At 43.0% G+C, this 19,009-nt stretch carries 17 protein-coding genes; 16 read left to right on the plus strand and 1 reads right to left on the minus strand.

Going from position 1 to position 19,009, the window contains the following annotated elements; genetic code table 11:
* The first annotated feature begins 36 nt into the window (after positions 1-36).
* A complete protein-coding gene (locus tag BN3456_RS09410; RefSeq protein ID WP_089983885.1) occupies positions 37-2,472 on the plus strand; it encodes a C39 family peptidase in 2,436 nt (811 codons plus the stop codon).
* A 90-nt stretch (positions 2,473-2,562) separates the two neighbouring features.
* On the opposite strand, the gene BN3456_RS09415 is transcribed toward BN3456_RS09410, so the two are convergent.
* Positions 2,563-3,060, minus strand: a complete 498-nt coding sequence (locus BN3456_RS09415) for a QueT transporter family protein (protein ID WP_089983886.1) — start codon at positions 3,058-3,060, stop codon at positions 2,563-2,565.
* 282 nt (positions 3,061-3,342) lie between these two features.
* On the opposite strand from BN3456_RS09415, the gene asnS reads away from it, so the two are divergent.
* The 15 genes from asnS to ftsH all read left to right on the plus strand — a co-directional run bounded on the left by asnS (position 3,343) and on the right by ftsH (position 19,007).
* Positions 3,343-4,734 (plus strand): asparagine--tRNA ligase, encoded by a 1,392-nt coding sequence (asnS, locus tag BN3456_RS09420; RefSeq protein ID WP_089983887.1) that lies wholly within the window; start codon positions 3,343-3,345, stop codon positions 4,732-4,734.
* 74 nt (positions 4,735-4,808) lie between these two features.
* A complete protein-coding gene (locus BN3456_RS09425; RefSeq protein ID WP_089983888.1) occupies positions 4,809-5,858 on the plus strand; it encodes a metallophosphoesterase family protein in 1,050 nt (349 codons plus the stop codon).
* Positions 5,859-5,876: 18 nt separating this feature from the next.
* Positions 5,877-7,307 carry an ATP-binding protein gene (locus BN3456_RS09430; protein ID WP_089983889.1) on the plus strand — a complete coding sequence of 477 codons (1,431 nt, stop codon included), beginning with the start codon at positions 5,877-5,879 and terminating at the stop codon, positions 7,305-7,307.
* Between the two features lie 55 nt (positions 7,308-7,362).
* Positions 7,363-8,697 carry a CCA tRNA nucleotidyltransferase gene (locus BN3456_RS09435; RefSeq protein WP_089983890.1) on the plus strand — a complete coding sequence of 445 codons (1,335 nt, stop codon included), beginning with the start codon at positions 7,363-7,365 and terminating at the stop codon, positions 8,695-8,697.
* Between the two features lie 63 nt (positions 8,698-8,760).
* Positions 8,761-9,762 carry a CotS family spore coat protein gene (locus tag BN3456_RS09440; protein ID WP_089983891.1) on the plus strand — a complete coding sequence of 334 codons (1,002 nt, stop codon included), beginning with the start codon at positions 8,761-8,763 and terminating at the stop codon, positions 9,760-9,762.
* A gap of 50 nt (positions 9,763-9,812) precedes the next feature.
* Positions 9,813-11,543, plus strand: coding sequence for a phospho-sugar mutase (locus BN3456_RS09445; protein ID WP_089983892.1), 1,731 nt, complete (start codon positions 9,813-9,815; stop codon positions 11,541-11,543).
* A gap of 194 nt (positions 11,544-11,737) precedes the next feature.
* Positions 11,738-12,013, plus strand: a complete 276-nt coding sequence (locus BN3456_RS09450) for an HU family DNA-binding protein (RefSeq protein ID WP_089983893.1) — start codon at positions 11,738-11,740, stop codon at positions 12,011-12,013.
* A 189-nt stretch (positions 12,014-12,202) separates the two neighbouring features.
* Entirely contained in the window at positions 12,203-12,442 is a 240-nt protein-coding gene (locus BN3456_RS09455; RefSeq protein ID WP_089983894.1) for an RNA-binding S4 domain-containing protein, read from the plus strand.
* An 80-nt stretch (positions 12,443-12,522) separates the two neighbouring features.
* Complete coding sequence (gene yabP, locus BN3456_RS09460; protein ID WP_089983895.1) at positions 12,523-12,807, plus strand: sporulation protein YabP; 285 nt, start codon at positions 12,523-12,525, stop codon at positions 12,805-12,807.
* An 8-nt stretch (positions 12,808-12,815) separates the two neighbouring features.
* Positions 12,816-13,148 (plus strand): spore cortex biosynthesis protein YabQ, encoded by a 333-nt coding sequence (gene yabQ / locus BN3456_RS09465; protein WP_089983896.1) that lies wholly within the window; start codon positions 12,816-12,818, stop codon positions 13,146-13,148.
* 52 nt (positions 13,149-13,200) lie between these two features.
* Positions 13,201-13,539, plus strand: coding sequence for an FtsB family cell division protein (locus tag BN3456_RS09470; RefSeq protein WP_089983897.1), 339 nt, complete (start codon positions 13,201-13,203; stop codon positions 13,537-13,539).
* Between the two features lie 226 nt (positions 13,540-13,765).
* Positions 13,766-15,166, plus strand: coding sequence for a SpoIIE family protein phosphatase (locus tag BN3456_RS09475; RefSeq protein WP_089983898.1), 1,401 nt, complete (start codon positions 13,766-13,768; stop codon positions 15,164-15,166).
* 76 nt (positions 15,167-15,242) lie between these two features.
* The gene (gene tilS, locus BN3456_RS09480; RefSeq protein ID WP_347458036.1) at positions 15,243-16,667 is read left to right on the plus strand and encodes a tRNA lysidine(34) synthetase TilS; all 1,425 of its coding nucleotides are present in this window, start codon (positions 15,243-15,245) and stop codon (positions 16,665-16,667) included.
* Complete coding sequence (hpt, locus tag BN3456_RS09485) at positions 16,643-17,167, plus strand: hypoxanthine phosphoribosyltransferase (protein WP_089983899.1); 525 nt, start codon at positions 16,643-16,645, stop codon at positions 17,165-17,167. The genes tilS and hpt overlap by 25 nt, the downstream gene beginning before the upstream one ends.
* A gap of 70 nt (positions 17,168-17,237) precedes the next feature.
* Positions 17,238-19,007, plus strand: a complete 1,770-nt coding sequence (ftsH, locus tag BN3456_RS09490; protein ID WP_176699167.1) for an ATP-dependent zinc metalloprotease FtsH — start codon at positions 17,238-17,240, stop codon at positions 19,005-19,007.
* Positions 19,008-19,009 lie beyond the last annotated feature (2 nt).

Below are 19,009 nucleotides of genomic sequence, written 5' to 3' on the forward strand. Positions count from 1 at the left end.
ACCGGTGTTAGATTTAAGCTTAAAGGGGACGGATAAATGAAGAAGAAAAGGTGGATAAAGGTTGGAATACTGACAGGTGTATTTGCAATTGCGGTCATCGTCAGCAGTCTGGTTACAAATAGAGGAACGGATGATGTAACGGTTGATTTTGGGGATCCTTCGCTGCCAAGAGTTTCTTTTACAGTGGCAAATCAGAATGTAAATATACTGGCAGGATATGTGGATGATATGGATGTCACTGCAATGAGAGACACAATTACACCGCTGGAGAGTAACGGAACACTTCAAATGACAGTGGAGCAATACGAAAATGATATCCGATCGATTCAGTATGAAGTATATTCTTTGGATGGCGAAAAAGTCTACGACAAGGGCGAAATCAAAAATCTCGAGGCTTCACCTGTCAAACTGGATTTGAACAGTGCATTGAAAGAAGATGTTTCTGAAGGTGTTTTAAAAGTGACTTTAGAAACTGAAAAGAAACAAATACATTTCTATACGCGAGTTGAAAGGCCGGATAACCTTGCAATAAAAGAGTGCCTGAATTTTGCAGATAACTTTCATTCCAAAACCTTTGACAATAAAAATGCAGCCGAATTGGCAAAATACCTTGAGACAAATGAGGAAGGCGACAATACCACATATCAGACGGTAAACATTCATTCGGACAGTTCACAGGTTACATGGGGAAATCTGGCACCAAAGGTATCCGGTGATGTGGAGTGGAGTATCAAGGAGAGTAACAGTGTGTACACTTCTCTGCTTGCAAAATATCAGGTGACCTGTTCAGGTGACCAAGATGAGGTAGAAACCTATAATATCAAGGAATTTTTCCGTATAAGACACAGCGGCGATGAAGTTTATCTTCTTGATTATAACCGGACAATGAATCAGGTTTTTAATGGAAATAAAAAAGTATTGGATGAAACTGGAATATTGCTTGGTATCGCCCCGACAGATGTATCATATAAGACAAATAAGTCAGAAACAATCGTGTCTTTCGTTCAGGAAAGAGACCTTTGGACCTACAATAAGGAGACGGACGAATTATCACTTGTATTTAGCTTTGCAAACAAAGAGGGACATGATGTGCGCAGCCGGTATGATCAGCATGCGGTCAGAATTATCAGCATGGACGATAACGGAAGTACTGTATTTGCCGTCTACGGATATATAAATAGGGGAACGCATGAGGGCAGAGTTGGCGTGGAAGTCTTTTATTTTGACATTGAAAAAAATGCTGTGGAGGAAAAAGCATTTATTCCAAGTAACAAATCATTTGCTATTGCTGAGGATGAGTTGGGGAAGATGGCTTACTACAACCACGAAAGGGAGATGCTTTATGTTCTGGCAGGTGGGACACTGTATCAGGTGGATTTATTAAAGAATAAGCAGGACGCTCTGACTAAAGATTTGAAAGAGGGCCAGTACACAGCATCTCAGGATGGGCACTTGCTTGCCTATCAGACAGAGGGCACTCTGGAAAATGCAAAAAAAATTACAATTCTTAATCTGAAAACAGGAAAAGAAAGAGAACTGGAAGCAAAGGCGGAAGAATCTATTAAGCCGCTGGGATTTGTACACAATGATTTTATTTATGGACGTCAAAAAGCGGGTGACAAGGGGAAAACGGTGGCCGGAGAAGAAATTCTGCCTATGTATGAGCTGGAAATCAGGGATAGTAAAAACAAAGTTGTGAAGACATACTATGTAGAAGGAACATACATTTCGGATGTGCTTGTGGAGGATAATCTTGTTACATTAAACCGGGTGATAAAGTCAGGAGAAAGTTATACGGGAACGGCACAGGACTATATTAGCAATAATGTGCAGCGTGAAAAAAGTAATATTTCTTCAGAATCTTATGTTACTGATCTAAAAGAAAAACAGATGAAATTACAGTATGCAGACGGTATTTCCAATCGGTCTCCTAAAGTTCTCAGACCGAAACAGGTAAAACTGAAGGAACCGGTCACAATTGCATTTGACGGTAAGGTGAAATCTGATAAGTATTATGTTTATGGAATGGGAGAACTGACAGGAATCTATGACAAGGCAGCCTTTGCGATTCAAAAGGCAGAACAGGTATCCGGTGTAGTGATTTCTTCTGAACAGTCCTATATTTGGGAAAAGGGAAACCGAGATCTGGTTTATTATACAGATTCACTGGCAGTAAAGAAAACGGATGAACAGACATCTTTTGAAGCATGTGAGGAAGAGATGAAACAGTATCATGCGAAAAAAGTTGACTTGACAGGATGCACGCTGAATCAAATTCTTTATGTAATTAACAAAGGCCTTCCTGTAATTGCACTGACAGACACCAGTCATGCAATTCTTATGACAGGATACAGTACAACAGATGTGACTTATATAGATCCGGACAATGGAGAGGAACATACGGTCAGTGTTAACGATATGACAGCTATGACGGCAGGGGGCGGAAACACATTTATCGGATATGTGAAATAAAAAGCCCCTGTCAGCCGACAGCCTGTTGGACAGGTGTGTCGATATGCAGGACCTTTTTATTTCTAAAAGTATAATATCGGAGATATGACATTAAGATATTCTGAAAATAGTACGCCGATATTTATGCAGCGCTGTATATAAAAGCATTCCCAATATTCCGCAGGAGATCACCTCTCCAATGCCTACGGTTAACATCATCAAAGGGAGCGGTAAGGGTATCTGATACCCATAACGAAGGACAAAGGGTACAATAATCATATTGGACACAATGGGGGGCAGAGGTGCCAGAAACTTATTTTTATTTCGAAGCCGCCAAGTAAAGAACGCGCCAATCAAAGTAGCCAGGCTTCCGAAAATAATATCCGGCAGGATACTGCCTCCGAGTATGTTGCTGATAAGGCATCCGATTAATAAACCAGGGACTGCAGCCGGCGTGAATACCGGAAGAATGGTAAGTGCTTCGGAAATACGGACCTGTACTTCTCCGTAACTGAAGGGTGCAAATAAGAGTGTGAGCACCACGTAGATAGCAGCAATCATGGCTGCCTGTGCCATAAAAAGCACCTTGTTGTTTCTTAATTCTCTCATCTTTCTAAATCTCCTCTAGTTTTGTTTTACGAGTGGAAGGTCACGAACACTCGATTTGGTTAGCCCTATAGACCTTGGTTTTACGGGCTTTTGGACGGTTCATAGTATAGCATGAAGAAATGGTGAATGCAAGCGGTATCTTTGATGCCTTTTTGCGTATTGATTTTTTCAACACGGATTGCTACAATGAGTACATAGACAGAACAAGATTGTATTTTAGGCAGATTCGGTGTTATAATAATAACATTGCAAGCAGAACATATGAGATGAGGAGCATTTATAATGAAACTAATAACAATTCGGGAACTATTTAAAAACAGAGAAAAGTATTTGGATAAGAAAATAACAGTAGGGGGCTGGATCCGCAGTATACGTGATTCTAAAACTTTTGGATTCATAGTCTTAAACGACGGCTCCTACTTTGAAACATTGCAGATTGTTTATCATGATAAGATGGCAAATTTTGAGGAAATCTCCAAGCAGAACGTGGGTTCAGCTTTGGTTGTCACGGGAACACTGGTTGCTACACCCCAGGCTAAGCAGCCATTTGAGATTCAGGCAGATGAAGTTGCAGTAGAAGGAACCTCAGCACCCGACTATCCATTGCAAAAGAAACGACATAGTTTCGAATACCTTAGAACAATTTCTCACCTGCGGCCTAGAACCAACACATTTCAAGCGGTATTTCGTGTCCGTTCATTAACGGCATATGCGATTCACAAATTTTTTCAGGAACGAGGGTTCGTTTATGTTCACACCCCGCTGATAACAGGGAGCGACTGTGAGGGTGCGGGAGAGATGTTTCGTGTGACTACTCTGGACATGGAGAATCTGCCGGAGAAGTCAGACGGAACAGTAGATTACACAAAGGACTTTTTTGGCAAGGAAACAAATTTGACTGTAAGTGGTCAGCTTAATGGAGAAACATTTGCACAGGCATTTAGAAGTATTTATACTTTTGGACCTACTTTCCGTGCAGAAAATTCAAACACTACACGGCATGCTGCTGAGTTCTGGATGATTGAGCCTGAGATTGCCTTTGCAGATTTAGATGACGATATGGATTTGGCGGAGGCTATGCTGAAGTATGTGATTTCCTATGTCATTGAGAATGCTCCGGAGGAAATGAATTTCTTTAACTCATTTGTGGATAAGGGTCTTCTTGACAGACTGCAGAATGTGGTGACTTCGGATTTTGCAAGGGTACCCTATACTGAGGCAGTAGAAATTCTCGAGAAGAATAATGACAAGTTTGAGTACAAGGTCACCTGGGGAACGGACCTGCAGACAGAGCATGAACGTTACCTAACGGAAAAGATATATAAACGTCCAGTATTTGTAACGAATTATCCGAAAGAAATTAAGGCGTTTTATATGAAACTTAATGATGACCAAAAGACAGTTGCGGCAGTGGATTGCCTTGTGCCGGGTATCGGTGAGATTATCGGTGGAAGCCAAAGGGAAGATGATTATGAGAAACTTTTGAATCGGATGAAGGAAATGCATCTGAATGAGGAAGACTACAAATTTTATTTAGATCTCAGAAAATATGGGTCTACCCGACATGCAGGCTTTGGGCTTGGCTTTGAGAGGTGTGTCATGTATTTGACTGGTATGTCTAATATCCGTGATGTTATACCATTCCCAAGAACAGTGAATAACTGTGAACTGTAGATAATAAAGAGGATCGATTTGAGGATGTAACTATCGGGAAGCGGGTTACATCCTCTTTGTGTATGGAGGAGTTTATGAAATTTATTCACATTGCCGATGTGCATTTGGGAGCAGAGCCAGATGCCGGGGAGGCATACAGTAAAGGACGTCCACGGGAACTGTGGGATACTTTTTCGCGCATTATAGCATTATGTGAGGAAGAGAAAACAGATGTTTTGCTGATTGCAGGTGATTTATTTCATCGGCAGCCTCTGCTGCGTGAACTGAAGGAGGTAAATTATCTGTTTTCTACGCTGACGCATACTCAGGTTATTTTCATTGCCGGTAATCATGACTACATAAAGAAAGATTCCTACTACAGGACATTTTGCTGGAGTGGCAATGTACATCCGTTATTGGAAGAGAACATGGAGCATGTGGAGTTGCCCAGGCTGAACCTGGGGGTGTATGGATTCAGTTATCATACCAGAGAAATCCGGGAAGAAAAGTATTCTGTTAAGGCTCCGAGAGGATATCTCTATGAAATTTTACTGGCTCATGGCGGTGATGAAGGGCATATACCCATGAAGAAGGCTGTGCTGGAAAGTTCCGGATTTGATTACATCGCGATGGGACATATTCATAAACCTCAGGCACTGGTGGCAAATCTGGCAGTTTACGCAGGGGCTCTGGAGCCGGTGGATAAAAACGATACGGGATTCCATGGGTACATTCGAGGAGTAATTACTGAAAAAGGGACCTTTGTAGAATTTGTTCCTTTCGCCGGCAGAGAGTACATTCATCTGGTTATGCACGTAGATGAGACCACGACAAACGGAAGTTTGAAAGATTATATTGCTCATGTCATAGAGAAGCGCGGTACAGAGAATATGTATAAAGTTATTCTCCGCGGACGACGAGATCCGGCTGTGGAATTTGATACAATGCATGTGGACATGTATGGAAATATACTGGAGATTGTGGACGAAACCCGGCCGGCCTATGATTATGAGTTGTTATATGCTGAAAATGAAAATAATCTGATAGGACAATATATAGAAGCGTTTCGGGGATGCGAAGCGGGCAGCATGGAGAATCAGGCTTTGCAGGAAGGTGTTCAGGCACTTTTGGACAGCCGCCTGTGATGAAGACGGAGAGAAAAAATGGAAATCACGGAACTATATCTAAAAAATTTCGGGAAGTTTTCAGAGCGGCATTTCTTTTTAAATAAAGGAATCCATATTTTTTATGGTGAAAATGAATATGGAAAAACTACTATATATGAATTTATAAAGGCTATGTTTTTCGGAATGGAGAGAGGGAGAGGACGGGCTGCGTTAAATGACAAGTTCAGCCGCTATGAGCCTTGGAATAATCCAAATTACTATGCGGGCGTCATGCGTTTTGTTAGCGGCGGGAAGAATTTTCGGCTGGAGCGTCACTTTGACAGGTATTCCAAAGGGGCTAGCCTGGTGTGTGAAGATGACGGCGAGGAATTATCTCTGGAGGACGGAGACTTGGAGATGCTGCTGGGGCAGGTAACCAGCGAATCTTTTGAAAATACGGTGGCTATCGGGCAGCTTACTGCAAAACCCGGAAGCGGTCTTGCAGAGGAACTGAATAATTATGCTGCTAACTTATATGAGACTGGAAGTGGTGCCGTGAACCTTAACGCCGCATTGGATATGCTTCGGCTGCGGAAGAAAACTGTAGAACAGGAAATGAAGAGGTCTACAGATAAGCAGGAACGGAAGAAAGATGCAGTGCGTCAGGAGATCCAATATATAGAGAATGATGAAAAAAGGCTGCAAAATGAACTGGAAGATTGCTATGGAAAAATTAAAAGTGAGAGCATCGAAGAGAGGACAGAAAACACTATATACAAGAAATTGTTTATAACGGGTAGTATTGGTATTATTGCAGGACTTTTGGGGGGAACGATTTCTATGTTTTCATGGGTTCTGCTGGCAGCTGGTCTGACAATTCTTTTTATAAGCATTGTAAAATATAGGAAAATTGATAAGAATGGTTACCAGACAAATCAGCAAAAGCTTCAATGGGAAAAGCAGCGCATACAGGAGGAGATTAAGGAAAAGCAGATAAGCCTTCAAAACCTGAGAGAACATCTGGATGAGTTAGAGATGCCGTCCGAAGAAGCTAGTAAGTTAAAGGTTACTAGGCAGGCATTGCTGTTGGCACAAGATAAAATTCAAGAGGTGTCCCAAAGCATGGCCAAAGGATTTGGTGATACACTAAATGAGAATGCATCAGAGATTCTTGAGCAGATAACAAATGGCAGATACACAAAACTGCTGATAGACACACAGCTGAGTATGGTATTATATAAGGACGGAGTTCGGATTCCTGTAGAGAGGGTATCCCGGGGCACGATGGAGCAGGTATACTTTGCGCTCAGAATGGCTGTTATGGATTTGCTCTGCGAGGAGCCCCAACCTATTATCCTGGATGATGCATTTGTATATTACGACGAAAAAAGATTAAAATCTGTTTTAAAGTGGTTGAGTGAACAAGAAAGACAGGTTATAATATTTAGTTGTCAAAAGCGCGAGCAAGAAATTGTAAAACAATTCTGAAAACGGTGCGCAAAAGGGACAGTCCCCTTTGATGTTTTGATGAAAGGAAGAGCAAATGAAGATTGAGTTGCCAAGAAAAGTGATTATGATTATAAATAATTTGCAGCTGCACGGTTATGAGGCTTTTGCGGTTGGGGGATGTGTGCGTGATTCCATTCTCTGCCGTAAGCCTGAGGATTGGGATATTACGACTTCAGCCAGGCCGGAGGAAGTAAAGCGCCTGTTTCGGCGGACTGTAGATACAGGGATTGAACATGGTACGGTTACTGTGATGATCGGGAAGGAAGGATTTGAGGTGACCACTTACAGGGTGGATGGTTTGTATGAGGACAACCGGCATCCAAAAGAGGTGACATTCACAGCGAATCTTGAGGAGGATTTGAAGAGAAGGGATTTCACGATCAACGCCATGGCATACAATGATGAAGCGCGTCTGGTAGATGTTTTTGGCGGAATGCAGGATCTGAATCATCATCTGATTAGGTGTGTGGGTGATCCCATGGAGAGATTTTCAGAGGACGCACTTCGGATTCTCAGGGCGGTCAGGTTTTCGGCCCAGCTGTCTTTTCCTATTGAAAAGGAGACTGCAAAGGCGGTCCGCAAGCTGGCACCGACTCTGAAGAATATCAGTGCAGAGCGCATTCGGGTGGAATTGTTGAAACTTTTAATGTCTGATCATCCTGAATTGATCCAGGACGCTTATGAACTTGGGATTACGAAGGTTATACTGCCTGAGTGGGACGCGATGGCAGGTGTAAAGCAGCATACACCGCACCATAAATATGACGTGGCAGAGCATACACTATGGGCCCTGAAAAATGTGAAAAAGGATAAAATTCTTCGGCTTACAATGCTGCTTCATGATATGGGTAAACCATATATGAGGACGACGGATGAGGCGGGAGTGGATCACTTCAAAGGGCATGCTCTTGTAAGTGAAGAGATTGCCCGGAAGGTATTAAGACGTCTGAAGTTTGACAATGATACTGTCAAAATAGTAACCAGACTTGTATGCTATCATGATTATCGGATTGCAGCCACACCCAAAAATGTACGGCGTGCAATGAATAGAATCGGTGTGGAGCTTTTTCCCTATTACCTGGCAGTTAGGATGGCCGATGTGAAAGCGCAGAGTCCCTACCAGAGGAGAAAAAAGATTGAAAACATTGTGGAAATGCGTGAAATTTACCAGGAAATACTGATTGATGATCAGGCTGTGACTCTCAGACAGCTGGCTGTCAGCGGAAAAGATCTGCTGAAGCTCGGGATGCACCCGGGGCAGAAGATTGGTGATATGTTAAATGAACTTCTGGAACTTGTCATTGATGAACCAGAGATGAACGACAAAGATAAATTATGTAGTTATGTAAAAGAAAAGCTTGGCATCTAGCATACTCAGGCTGTCCCTTTCATACATTAGAAAGAGTTAGAATCGTAGAGCAGGGGGGCAGCCATGAGAGAGTATGAATTAGAAGTCCTGGAACAATATGAGATAGAAGTGAAGGGCACCCGCAAAATAAGGGGTGCGTTTTTTTGCGAAGCAACTGAAGGCACAATGCTGCTGAAAGAAACGGATATTTCAGACAGACGGGCGCCCTTATTGTATACCGTCCTTCGCAATTTAGAGGAGGAGGGCTGCTTCTATGTGGACACTCCTGTTTTTAATAAAGAAGGGAAATTAATCAGCCAATCACGGGATGGTTCTAGGTATATGCTGAAAAAGTGGTATTCCGGCAGGGAATGTGATGTGAAGCGGGAGTATGAAATCTTACAGGCCTGCAGAAATCTGGCAGAGCTGCACAACAAAATGAAGTGGAAAGCCATGAAAGACACACAAGGAATGCATCCTCCTATAGGAAGGCATTTAAAGGAAGAGTTCCTCAGCCACAACCGTGAACTAAAAAAAGTACGCACATTTATGCGAAATAAAGTTTCTAAGGGCTCTTTTGAGTTTCTTCTGCTGAAATATTTTGAACAAATGTATACTTTAGCCGAAAGGATAACAAAACGGCTGGAAGAATCAGAGTACAACAGTTTATATCAGAAAAGTATTGAGAACCAGAGTCTCGTACACGGTGATTATAATTACCATAATATTCTGTTTACGCAGAAAGGGATAGCCGCCACAAATTTTGAACATTTCAGGATAGATGTTCAGGCACAGGACTTATATTATTTTTTGAGAAAAGTCATGGAAAAACATCAGTGGCAGGAAAATTTGGGGAAAGCCATGCTGGATGCCTATCAGAGTGTACGGCCGCTGGATCCCGGGGAGCTGGAGTATATTGCACTTTGTCTTGCCTATCCGGAGAAATTTTGGAAGACAGCAAATACTTACTATCATTCTAATAAAGCCTGGATTCCGGAAAAGAATGTGAAAAAACTTCAGGTAACCATCGCCCAGACAGATGAAAAACTCCGGTTTTTAGAGAATATATTCGCTTTTATTTTATAGTCTCCTGTTGTATAATGAAAGACATACTAATAGAGTGCAGGAGGTATGTCATGGATTATAAAGCGAAATACGAGTCTTGGTTGTTAAACTCATATTTTGACGCAGATACAAAAGCGGAACTTAAGAGTATCGGGGAAAATGAGCAGGAGGTGAAGGAGCGTTTTTACACAGATCTGGAATTTGGCACGGCGGGTTTACGAGGCATTATTGGGGCCGGAACTAACCGTATGAATATTTATACGGTTAGAAAGGCAACCCAGGGACTGGCAAACTATATTAATAAGAGCGGCAATGCAGGCAGAGGGGTTGCGATAGCCTACGACTCCCGCCATATGTCACCGGAATTTGCCGATGAGACAGCGCTTTGTCTGGCAGCCAATGGAATTAAGGCCTACGTGTTTGAATCCCTTCGTCCGACACCTGAACTTTCATTTGCGGTAAGGCACCTTAATTGTGTTGCGGGAATTAACATTACGGCCAGCCATAATCCTCCGGAATATAACGGATATAAGGTGTACTGGGAAGACGGTGCACAGATTACTCCGCCTCATGATAAGGGAATTATGGACGAGGTGAAGGCGATAGAAGACTATACCACCATGAAAACCATGAGCCTTAGGGAGGCAAAGGCAACGGGTCTTTACGAAATCATAGGCGCCGTGGTGGATGACGCTTACATTACAGAGTTGAAAAAGCAGGTGCTTCATCAGGATGCTATTGATGTGGTGGGGAAAGATATTAAGATTGTGTACAGCCCTCTGCATGGGACAGGCAATATTCCGGCTCGCCGGGTCCTAAAGGAACTTGGTTTTCAAAATGTATTTGTAGTAAAAGAGCAGGAACTGCCGGATGGTGACTTCCCTACAGTGTCCTATCCCAACCCCGAGGCTGCGGAAGCCTTTGAACTTGGGCTGAAGCTGGCAAAAGAAGTTGATGCAGATATTGTGCTTGCCACAGATCCTGATGCAGACCGTCTGGGCGTCCGTGTTAAGGACAAGAACGGAGAGTATCATACACTGACAGGGAATATATCAGGCTGTCTGCTGGCTGATTATGAAATCGGACAGAGAAAAGAACTAGGAGGCCTGCCGGAGGATGGCTATCTGATTAAAACTATTGTGACATCCAATATGGCAGAGGCAATTGCAAAGTATTATAATGTAGGTTTGATTGAGGTGCTGACTGGGTTTAAGTATATCGGACAGCAGATACTCGGGTTTGAAACAAATAGAAAGGGCAAATATTTATTTGGATTTGAGGAAAGTTATGGTTGTCTGATTGGTACTTATGCGAGAGATAAGGATGCCATTGCTGCAACCATGGCCCTGTGTGAGGCGGCCGCCTATTACAGGACAAAAGGTATGAATCTATGGGATGCCACCATTGCATTGTACAACCGTTATGGCTATTACAAAGACGAGATTCAGTCTATTACTTTAAAAGGAATCAAGGGGCTTGCTAAGATTCAGGAGATTATGGACACGCTTCGGAAAAATCCGCCTTCAGAGATTGCCGGGTACAAAGTAGTAAAGGCAAGAGACTATAAAGCCAACACCATCAGGGATATGGAAACCGGACAAGTAGTCCCCACCGGACTTCCTGCTTCCAATGTACTGTATTATGACCTGTCAGACGATGCATGGGTTTGTGTAAGACCATCCGGTACCGAGCCGAAAGTAAAGTTTTATTATGGTATAAAGGGTGCCTCACTGCAGGATGCAGACGACAAATCACAGGAAATGGGAAAAGAAGTTCTTGCAATGATTGACAAGATGATGTAACATATGAACATGCTGTTAAAAAATCCCGAAAAGTGCTTAAAAGCCCCATAAAACGGGAAAAATCCTTGACAAAAATAAGGGAAACAGTTATAACAGTACATAAGGGTAAATCATGTGAACGCCAGTACATGAGAGCCTTTATTAAAACTGTAGAATATTGTATTCTAGTACAATAAAGAGGAGGAAAATAATCCATGAACAAAACAGAATTAATAGCAGCTATTGCAGAGAAAGCCGAAATCTCCAAGAAAGACTCCGAAAAAGCATTAAAAGCTTTTACTGACGTAGTAACAGATCAGTTAAAAAAAGGCGATAAAGTACAGTTGGTAGGATTTGGAACATTTGAAGTGAGCGAAAGAGCAGCAAGAGAAGGAAGAAACCCACAGACCGGAAAGACTATGAAGATTGATGCATGCAAAGCTCCTAAATTCAAAGCCGGGAAAGCACTGAAAGATGAAGTGAACGCTTAATAAGCGAAGAATCAATAAAAGAATAGTATATGTAAGAAGCACTTATAATGCCTGCGTTGTAAGGGCTTCTTTTTCTATATGGGTCAGCGAAGCACAAAGTGCTTAGCAATCCGTAGGTATCAAGGGTCAAAATACCTTTTGACCCTTACATCATTATATAGAATTAAGTGTATAAAGGAAAGGTGAAAGATGCGTTTAGATAAATTTTTAAAAGTATCCCGCCTGATTAAGAGGCGGACAGTGGCAAATGAGGCATGCGATGCGGGGAGGGTTCTTGTAAACGGAACTGTTGCAAAAGCATCATTGAAAGTAAAAGCCGGAGACATTATAGAAATACAGTTTGGAGCGAAGAATGTGAAAGTTGAGGTGCTTCAGCTTCAGGACACGACTAAGAAAGAGGAGGCAAAAGAACTCTTCAGATATATATAGAACATTTTTTCTGTCCTCATATTTTTCCATAACTTGTCATATATATAGAAAAGCACAAAGCGAAGGGGGAAAGCAAGTATATGGAAGAGCGGCAGATGCCCAAAGCGCACAAACTGGTTGTAAATAATAGAAAGACAAGTATGGTTACCGGAGTCCTGGATGTTCTTTCTTTTGACTTAAATGAAATCCTGCTGGAAACAGAGCAGGGAATGCTGATGGTAAAAGGAACAGATCTGCATGTGAATCGTCTGAGTGTGGAAAAAGGAGAAGTGGATCTTGCAGGAAATATCGATAGCATTGCATACTCCAGTGTGAACCAGGCCGGGCGGCAGAATGAGAATTTCTTTACAAAACTGTTTAAGTAGGTCCGCCTATGATGTTGGGAATTGGAAAAGAGGCGGTTATATTTCTCTATGCGGGGCTATCCGGAGTTGTCATATTTTTCGGCTATGGTGTTCTTAGGCTGTTGAGAAATCTGATAAGGCATAATATAATTGTAATTAACCTAGAAGACTTCTTCTACTGGGTGGCTGTAAGTGTATATTTATTCGCACAAATGTATAAAACAACATATGGTAGCATCAGGTGGTTCTTTATACTAGGTGTGGTATGTGGCATTGTTTTAGCAAACTTTATGCTCTCTCTCGCTAAAAAAATATATAAAAAAATCATGAAAAGACTTGAAAAAAACAAGAAAAGCCGATAGAATGACCTTATTAAGCAGGGGTGTTTAATGAAAGATTAAGCAGGGTGAGTATATGGCAAATAAGAAAGAAAGAGTAACGCGGCGGTCTAAGACCCGCAGGCGGAATTCTGGTTTTGGCAGCCACAAGCGAAGTATGACAGTGATTACTGTGATATTAGTGTTGTTGGTGTGTGTGCTGTCAGTGAATGCGCTGACACTGCAGGCTAAAGACAAGGATTACAGACAGCAGGAGGAAGAACTAAGGGCCCAGATTAAAGAGCAGAAAGAGCGCACCAAAGAGATAAAAGAATACGAAGAGTATGTCAAGACAGATGAATATGTAAAAGAAGTGGCCGAGGAAAAGCTGGGTCTTGTAGACTCGGGCGAAATTATATTTAAGCCGGCTGAGTAAATGCACTGCGAAATAAGTGCGCAGACAGATACTGTACAATAGATATACTACAAAAGATAAACTCCAGAAGGTTTTTTCTGGGGTTTTTTGGCATGCAGCGAAGCGCATGTCCTTGGTTAGCAACCGTAGTGTGGTTGCTTAACAAGAACGGTACCCTTGGGGTAGAATTGAGCTGCATGGCTGATTGCATAAAAGTATAAAACTATGGACAGGAGATGTAGAAAATATGGACGATGGACAAGCATTACATGCCAGCCCTTATGTGGCGCAGATAGAAAAATTTGCGGATTCCTTAAAGCAGCTGTCTCACACTTTTTTAGGTCTGGAAGAACAGAAGAAATCTCTAAGCAATGAAGAGGTTGAGGCGATGTTTGACAGAGTGAAGGAGAAGGTCTGCATCAACTGTGAGAAATGTGCCTGGTGCTGGGGAGAGAATTTTGTCCACACATATCAGATGGGATACGAAATTCTGTCTGCAGTGGATAATTATGGTAATGAACTGAATACAGAGACAAAAAGAAAGCTGCAGCAGAGATGCATTATGGCCCCCCGGTTTTTGAGAGAGATGCTGGAGGCGTTCCATGATGCCAGGCAGAACATGATGTGGATCAACCGCATTGTCCAGAGTCGGGAGGGATGCGCCGTGCAGATGGACACCTTTGCCGACATGATACGCAGTACGGTGAAGGAGTTGGAGGATAGCATGTTCACTGACGAGCGCCTGGAGAAAAAAATCAGCACATATTTAAAGCAAAAGGGAATTAGAGTTTTGTACACGAATTTTTTCATGAACCCTGAGGGAAAATACGAGGTGCATGTCACTGCCCGCGCTTTGCAGAATGCATGCGTCACTACAAAGGAGCTGGTCCGGGGTATATCAGAAGTTATGGGACGGCGATTTGTACTTGACGGTGCTCACGGCCAGGTGCTGGGTAAGGAATATACCACGGTAGTGTGTATAGAAGGTCCGGCATTTTACACTTTGCAGGGAGTGGCAAGAATAGGGAAAGGCTGTAACCAGATATCCGGGGATAATTTCATGATGATGGAGCTGCCCGGGGGCCGCCAGGGAGTGGCATTGTCTGACGGTATGGGATCTGGAGAAAAAGCCTGCAGAGAGAGTACGCTGGTCATCGAACTTCTGGAAGAACTCCTGGAGGCCGGGTTTCCGGAAAAAACTGCTATTCAGATGATAAACACGACTCTTGTGATGGGGAGGGAGGAAATACATTTTTCCACCATTGACATGAGTGTGTTTGATTTATACAGTGGAGCCTGTGAACTGATTAAAGCGGGTGCTTCCTCCACATTTATAAAAAGGGGCGATCAGGTGGAACATTTAAGTTCTACGAGTCTCCCCATCGGGGTGCTGCATACTATAGATATAGACTCTGTGACACGTCAGCTGGTGGATGGGGACTTTGTAATTATGGTAACGGATGGGATTATGGATGCCCTGCCAGTAGGGGAGCAGGATATTCTCCTAGAAACTATTATTCGTGGAACGGTAATGAACAATCCCAGGGAAATGGCACACCATATATTGGAACAGGTGCTTAATTGGACAGGGGAACTTCCTATGGATGATATGACTGTGCTGGCGGTGGGAATATGGGAAACCAACTGATAAACATTCGGTACAGCAGATCTAAATGGCTGAACTGTTACTTGATTTTAGGGAAAAAATTGGGTATAGTTGACATATGATGAAGAAGATAAAAGAGTATATTGAGAAATATCATATGATTGAAGCTGGAGACAGGATAATAGCAGGTATATCGGGAGGAGCAGATTCGGTATGCCTGTTTTTTGAGCTTCTTGAGTTAAAGAAACATACAAACATTGAAATTATAGCGGTTCATGTAAATCACGGTATACGTGGAGAAACTGCTGCAAGGGATGAAGAGTTCGTACAGAAGTTATGCGAAGAGTATCAGGTAGAATGTGCAGTTTATCATAAAAATGTGGAATTAATTGCTAAAAAGCGGAAACAATCTGTTGAGGAGGCGGGGCGTATTGTTCGGAGAGAAGCCTTTGAGAAAGCACTGAAAGAGTATAGGGGAACCAAGATTGCCACAGCCCACCACCAAAATGATAATGCAGAAACACTTCTTATGAATCTGGCAAGAGGAACAGGGCTTAAAGGGCTGGGAGGAATAAGGCCGGTAAACGGCAACGTAATCCGGCCCCTTTTGTGCCTTACCCGGAGAGAGATTGAAGACTATCTGGAAGAAAAAAAGCAGAGCTATTGCCAGGACGAGACCAATGAGGAGGATGACTACACGAGAAATCGTCTAAGACATTTCGTGATTCCGGTTTTAGAAGAGCAGGTAAACGCTCAGGCAGTGCGCCATATGAATGAGGCCATGGAAAAGATGCGTCAGGTATGGAAATACATGGAGGAGCAAAGACAGGAGGCATGTAGACTTTGTGTATCGCAGACACCGGAAGGTGATATTTGCATCAAAGACAGATCTTTTAAAAAGCTGCAGCCGGTTATTCAGGATTTACTGGTGCGAACGTGTCTTACAAATGCGGCGGGAGAGCAGCAGAATATCACTATGTCGCATGTGGAAGCTATAGTGCGACTGTTTGAAAAACAATCGGGAAGGTGCATTGATCTTCCTTATGCCGTAAAGGCTGTCAGAACATATGAAGGGGTTGTGCTAAGTAAGGGAAAAGAGGAAAAGGAACAAGGGTTTTTACCCAAAAAACTCAAAATTCCCGGAATTACCACAATACCGGAACTGAATTTGACGATATGCTGTAGGATTCTGGAAAAGCCAGCGGATTTTTCGTTAAAACAAGTACCGCAAAAAGCCTACACGAAATGGTTTGATTATGATATAATGAAAAGCAGCCTTCTTGTCAGAACAAGACAGAGTAAGGACTGCATTGCAATTGATAAGACAGGAAAAAGACAAAAGATAAAGTCTTATTTCATTAATGAGAAGATTCCTGCAAAAGACAGGGAAAAACTTCCGCTGATTGCAGATGCAGGGGAGATTATATGGATACCGGGGTACCGGATGAGCAGTGCTTACCAGGTAACACAGCAGACGCATCGGATACTGGAGATAAAAGTAACGGAGGAAAAGAACAGATGTCAGAACAGATCAGGGTATTAATATCAGAAAAAGAAGTAGATGATAAGATTGAGGCGCTTGGAAAGCAGATCAGCAAGAACTATGAAGGAAGGCAGGTACATTTAATCTGTGTACTAAAAGGAGGCGCCTTTTTTATGTGTGAACTGGCAAAAAGAATTACCGTGCCGGTTTCACTGGATTTTATGAGTGTCAGCAGTTATGGTGATGAGACTTCCAGCAGCGGTGTTGTACGTATCGCAAAGGATCTGGACGAGTCTATAGAAGGAAAGGATGTTCTTATTGTAGAAGACATCATTGATTCAGGAAGGACCCTGTATCACCTGATGGATGTTTTACGGCAGAGACATCCAAAGAGCTTAGGATTGTGCACGCTGCTGGACAAACCTGAGAGAAGAGAGAAAGATGTAAGGGTAGATTATGTAGGCTTTGAAATACCGGATGAGTTTGTAGTCGGCTATGGCCTGGACTATGCTCAAAAATACAGGAATCTGCCATATATTGGTGTGGTGGAAGGAGTATAACAGGAAGGAGTTAACATCATTGAACAACAAAAAGTATAAAAATGCGGGAGGTGCCACTTTCCTGACATTTATGCTGGTTATTTTCCTTGCGCTCTGGCTGACGAGCAGGATGCAGATTAAGGAACAGGAGATGACATATCCAAACTTTGTCCAGGAAGTACAGGACGGTAATGTTGAGGATGTGACGATAAGGCCGAATAAGGCGGTTCCAACCGGGATTGTAACTGCAAAAGAAAAGGACGGCGGAGCAGTAAAACAGGTAAATGTATCGGATGTAAAAGAAGTGCAGGCTCTCCTAGAAGAGCATGATATGAATTATGAGCTGCACAATGTCCCCCAGGATTCGTGGGTCACTTCACTTGCGGTGCCGCTGATTGTCACACTTCTCGGTGTCACACTGATATTTATGCTCATGAACCGCCAGGGAGGCGGGGCCAATGCGAAAGCTATGAATTTTGGCAAGAGCCGTGCAAGAATGAGCACAGAATCCGATAAAAAGGTAAACTTTTCGGATGTGGCTGGATTAAAGGAAGAGAAGGAAGAGCTGGAGGAGATTGTAGATTTCCTCAGAGCACCTAAAAAATATATTCAGGTTGGCGCCAGGATTCCCAAAGGTGTGCTCTTAGAGGGCCCTCCGGGAACCGGAAAGACGCTGCTTGCAAAAGCTGTTGCGGGGGAGGCGGGAGTTCCTTTCTTTAGTATTTCTGGCTCCGACTTTGTAGAGATGTTTGTAGGTGTGGGCGCCTCACGTGTACGCGACTTGTTTCAGGATGCAAAGAAAAATGCCCCCTGCATTATTTTTATCGATGAAATTGATGCGGTTGCCAGACGCAGAGGAAGCGGCCTCGGCGGAGGCCATGATGAAAGAGAGCAGACTTTGAACCAGCTTCTTGTAGAGATGGATGGATTCGGAGTCAATGAAGGTATTATTGTTATGGCTGCCACCAACCGGAAGGATATTCTTGACCCTGCTATTTTAAGACCGGGGCGGTTTGACAGAAATGTTATCGTAGGCAGACCCGATGTGGGCGGCAGAGAAGAAATTCTTAAAGTCCATGCGAAAAATAAGCCTCTGGGCGATGACGTGGATTTAAAACAGATTGCACAGACTACAGCCGGATTTACCGGGGCTGACCTGGAGAATCTTTTGAATGAGGCAGCAATTTTGTCAGCAAAGGCAGGTCGTGTGTATCTGGAACAGGCCGATATTCGTCATGCATTTGTAAAGGTGGGCATCGGGCCGGAAAAGAAAAGCCGTATTGTGTCCGAGAAGGAACGCAGGATCACAGCTTATCACGAATCCGGACACGCGATTCTCTTCCATGTGCTGCCGGATGTGGGACCTGTATACAGTGTTTCTATTGTACCCACCGGGGCCGCAGGAGGGTATACAATGCCGCTGCCGGAAAACGATGATATGTTCAATACAAAAGGCCATATGCTTCAGGAAATTACGGTTTCACTGGGCGGCCGGGTAGCTGAGGAGGAGATATTTGACGATATAACAACGGGAGCCTCCCAGGATATCAAGCAAGCTACTGCGATTGCCCGTTCGATGATTATGAAGTTCGGTATGTCTGAGCGTCTTGGCCTGATTAACTATGACAATGACAGTGATGAAGTGTTTATCGGCCGTGATTTCGGCCATACTTCGAGAGGCTATGGGGAAAAGATAGCAAGTACTATTGACGAAGAAGTTAAGCGTATTATAGACGAGTGTTACTTAAAAGCAAAGTCTATCTTAAAAGAATATGACTCAGTTCTTGAGGCATGTGCGCAATTACTGCTGGAGAAAGAAAAGATTACCAGAAGCGAATTTGAAGCATTGTTTGAAGAATAAAT

The organism is Clostridium sp. C105KSO13 (assembly GCF_001517425.1).
Lineage (GTDB): Bacteria > Bacillota > Clostridia > Lachnospirales > Lachnospiraceae > Muricomes.

Bases quoted from the DNA above. Each gene is read 5' to 3' on its own strand.
- BN3456_RS09475 (WP_089983898.1), top strand. From the start codon at position 13,766: ATGGACGATGGACAAGCATTACATGCCAGCCCTTATGTGGCGCAGATA.
- asnS (WP_089983887.1), top strand. From the start codon at position 3,343: ATGAAACTAATAACAATTCGGGAACTATTTAAAAACAGAGAAAAGTAT.
- BN3456_RS09445 (WP_089983892.1), top strand. From the start codon at position 9,813: ATGGATTATAAAGCGAAATACGAGTCTTGGTTGTTAAACTCATATTTT.
- hpt (WP_089983899.1), top strand. From the start codon at position 16,643: ATGTCAGAACAGATCAGGGTATTAATATCAGAAAAAGAAGTAGATGAT.
- BN3456_RS09410 (WP_089983885.1), top strand. From the start codon at position 37: ATGAAGAAGAAAAGGTGGATAAAGGTTGGAATACTGACAGGTGTATTT.
- ftsH (WP_176699167.1), top strand. From the start codon at position 17,238: ATGCTGGTTATTTTCCTTGCGCTCTGGCTGACGAGCAGGATGCAGATT.
- yabP (WP_089983895.1), top strand. From the start codon at position 12,523: ATGGAAGAGCGGCAGATGCCCAAAGCGCACAAACTGGTTGTAAATAAT.
- yabQ (WP_089983896.1), top strand. From the start codon at position 12,816: ATGATGTTGGGAATTGGAAAAGAGGCGGTTATATTTCTCTATGCGGGG.
- BN3456_RS09430 (WP_089983889.1), top strand. From the start codon at position 5,877: ATGGAAATCACGGAACTATATCTAAAAAATTTCGGGAAGTTTTCAGAG.
- tilS (WP_347458036.1), top strand. From the start codon at position 15,243: ATGATGAAGAAGATAAAAGAGTATATTGAGAAATATCATATGATTGAA.
- BN3456_RS09450 (WP_089983893.1), top strand. From the start codon at position 11,738: ATGAACAAAACAGAATTAATAGCAGCTATTGCAGAGAAAGCCGAAATC.
- BN3456_RS09455 (WP_089983894.1), top strand. From the start codon at position 12,203: ATGCGTTTAGATAAATTTTTAAAAGTATCCCGCCTGATTAAGAGGCGG.
- BN3456_RS09435 (WP_089983890.1), top strand. From the start codon at position 7,363: ATGAAGATTGAGTTGCCAAGAAAAGTGATTATGATTATAAATAATTTG.
- BN3456_RS09415 (WP_089983886.1), bottom strand. From the start codon at position 3,060: ATGAGAGAATTAAGAAACAACAAGGTGCTTTTTATGGCACAGGCAGCC.
- BN3456_RS09440 (WP_089983891.1), top strand. From the start codon at position 8,761: ATGAGAGAGTATGAATTAGAAGTCCTGGAACAATATGAGATAGAAGTG.
- BN3456_RS09470 (WP_089983897.1), top strand. From the start codon at position 13,201: ATGGCAAATAAGAAAGAAAGAGTAACGCGGCGGTCTAAGACCCGCAGG.
- BN3456_RS09425 (WP_089983888.1), top strand. From the start codon at position 4,809: ATGAAATTTATTCACATTGCCGATGTGCATTTGGGAGCAGAGCCAGAT.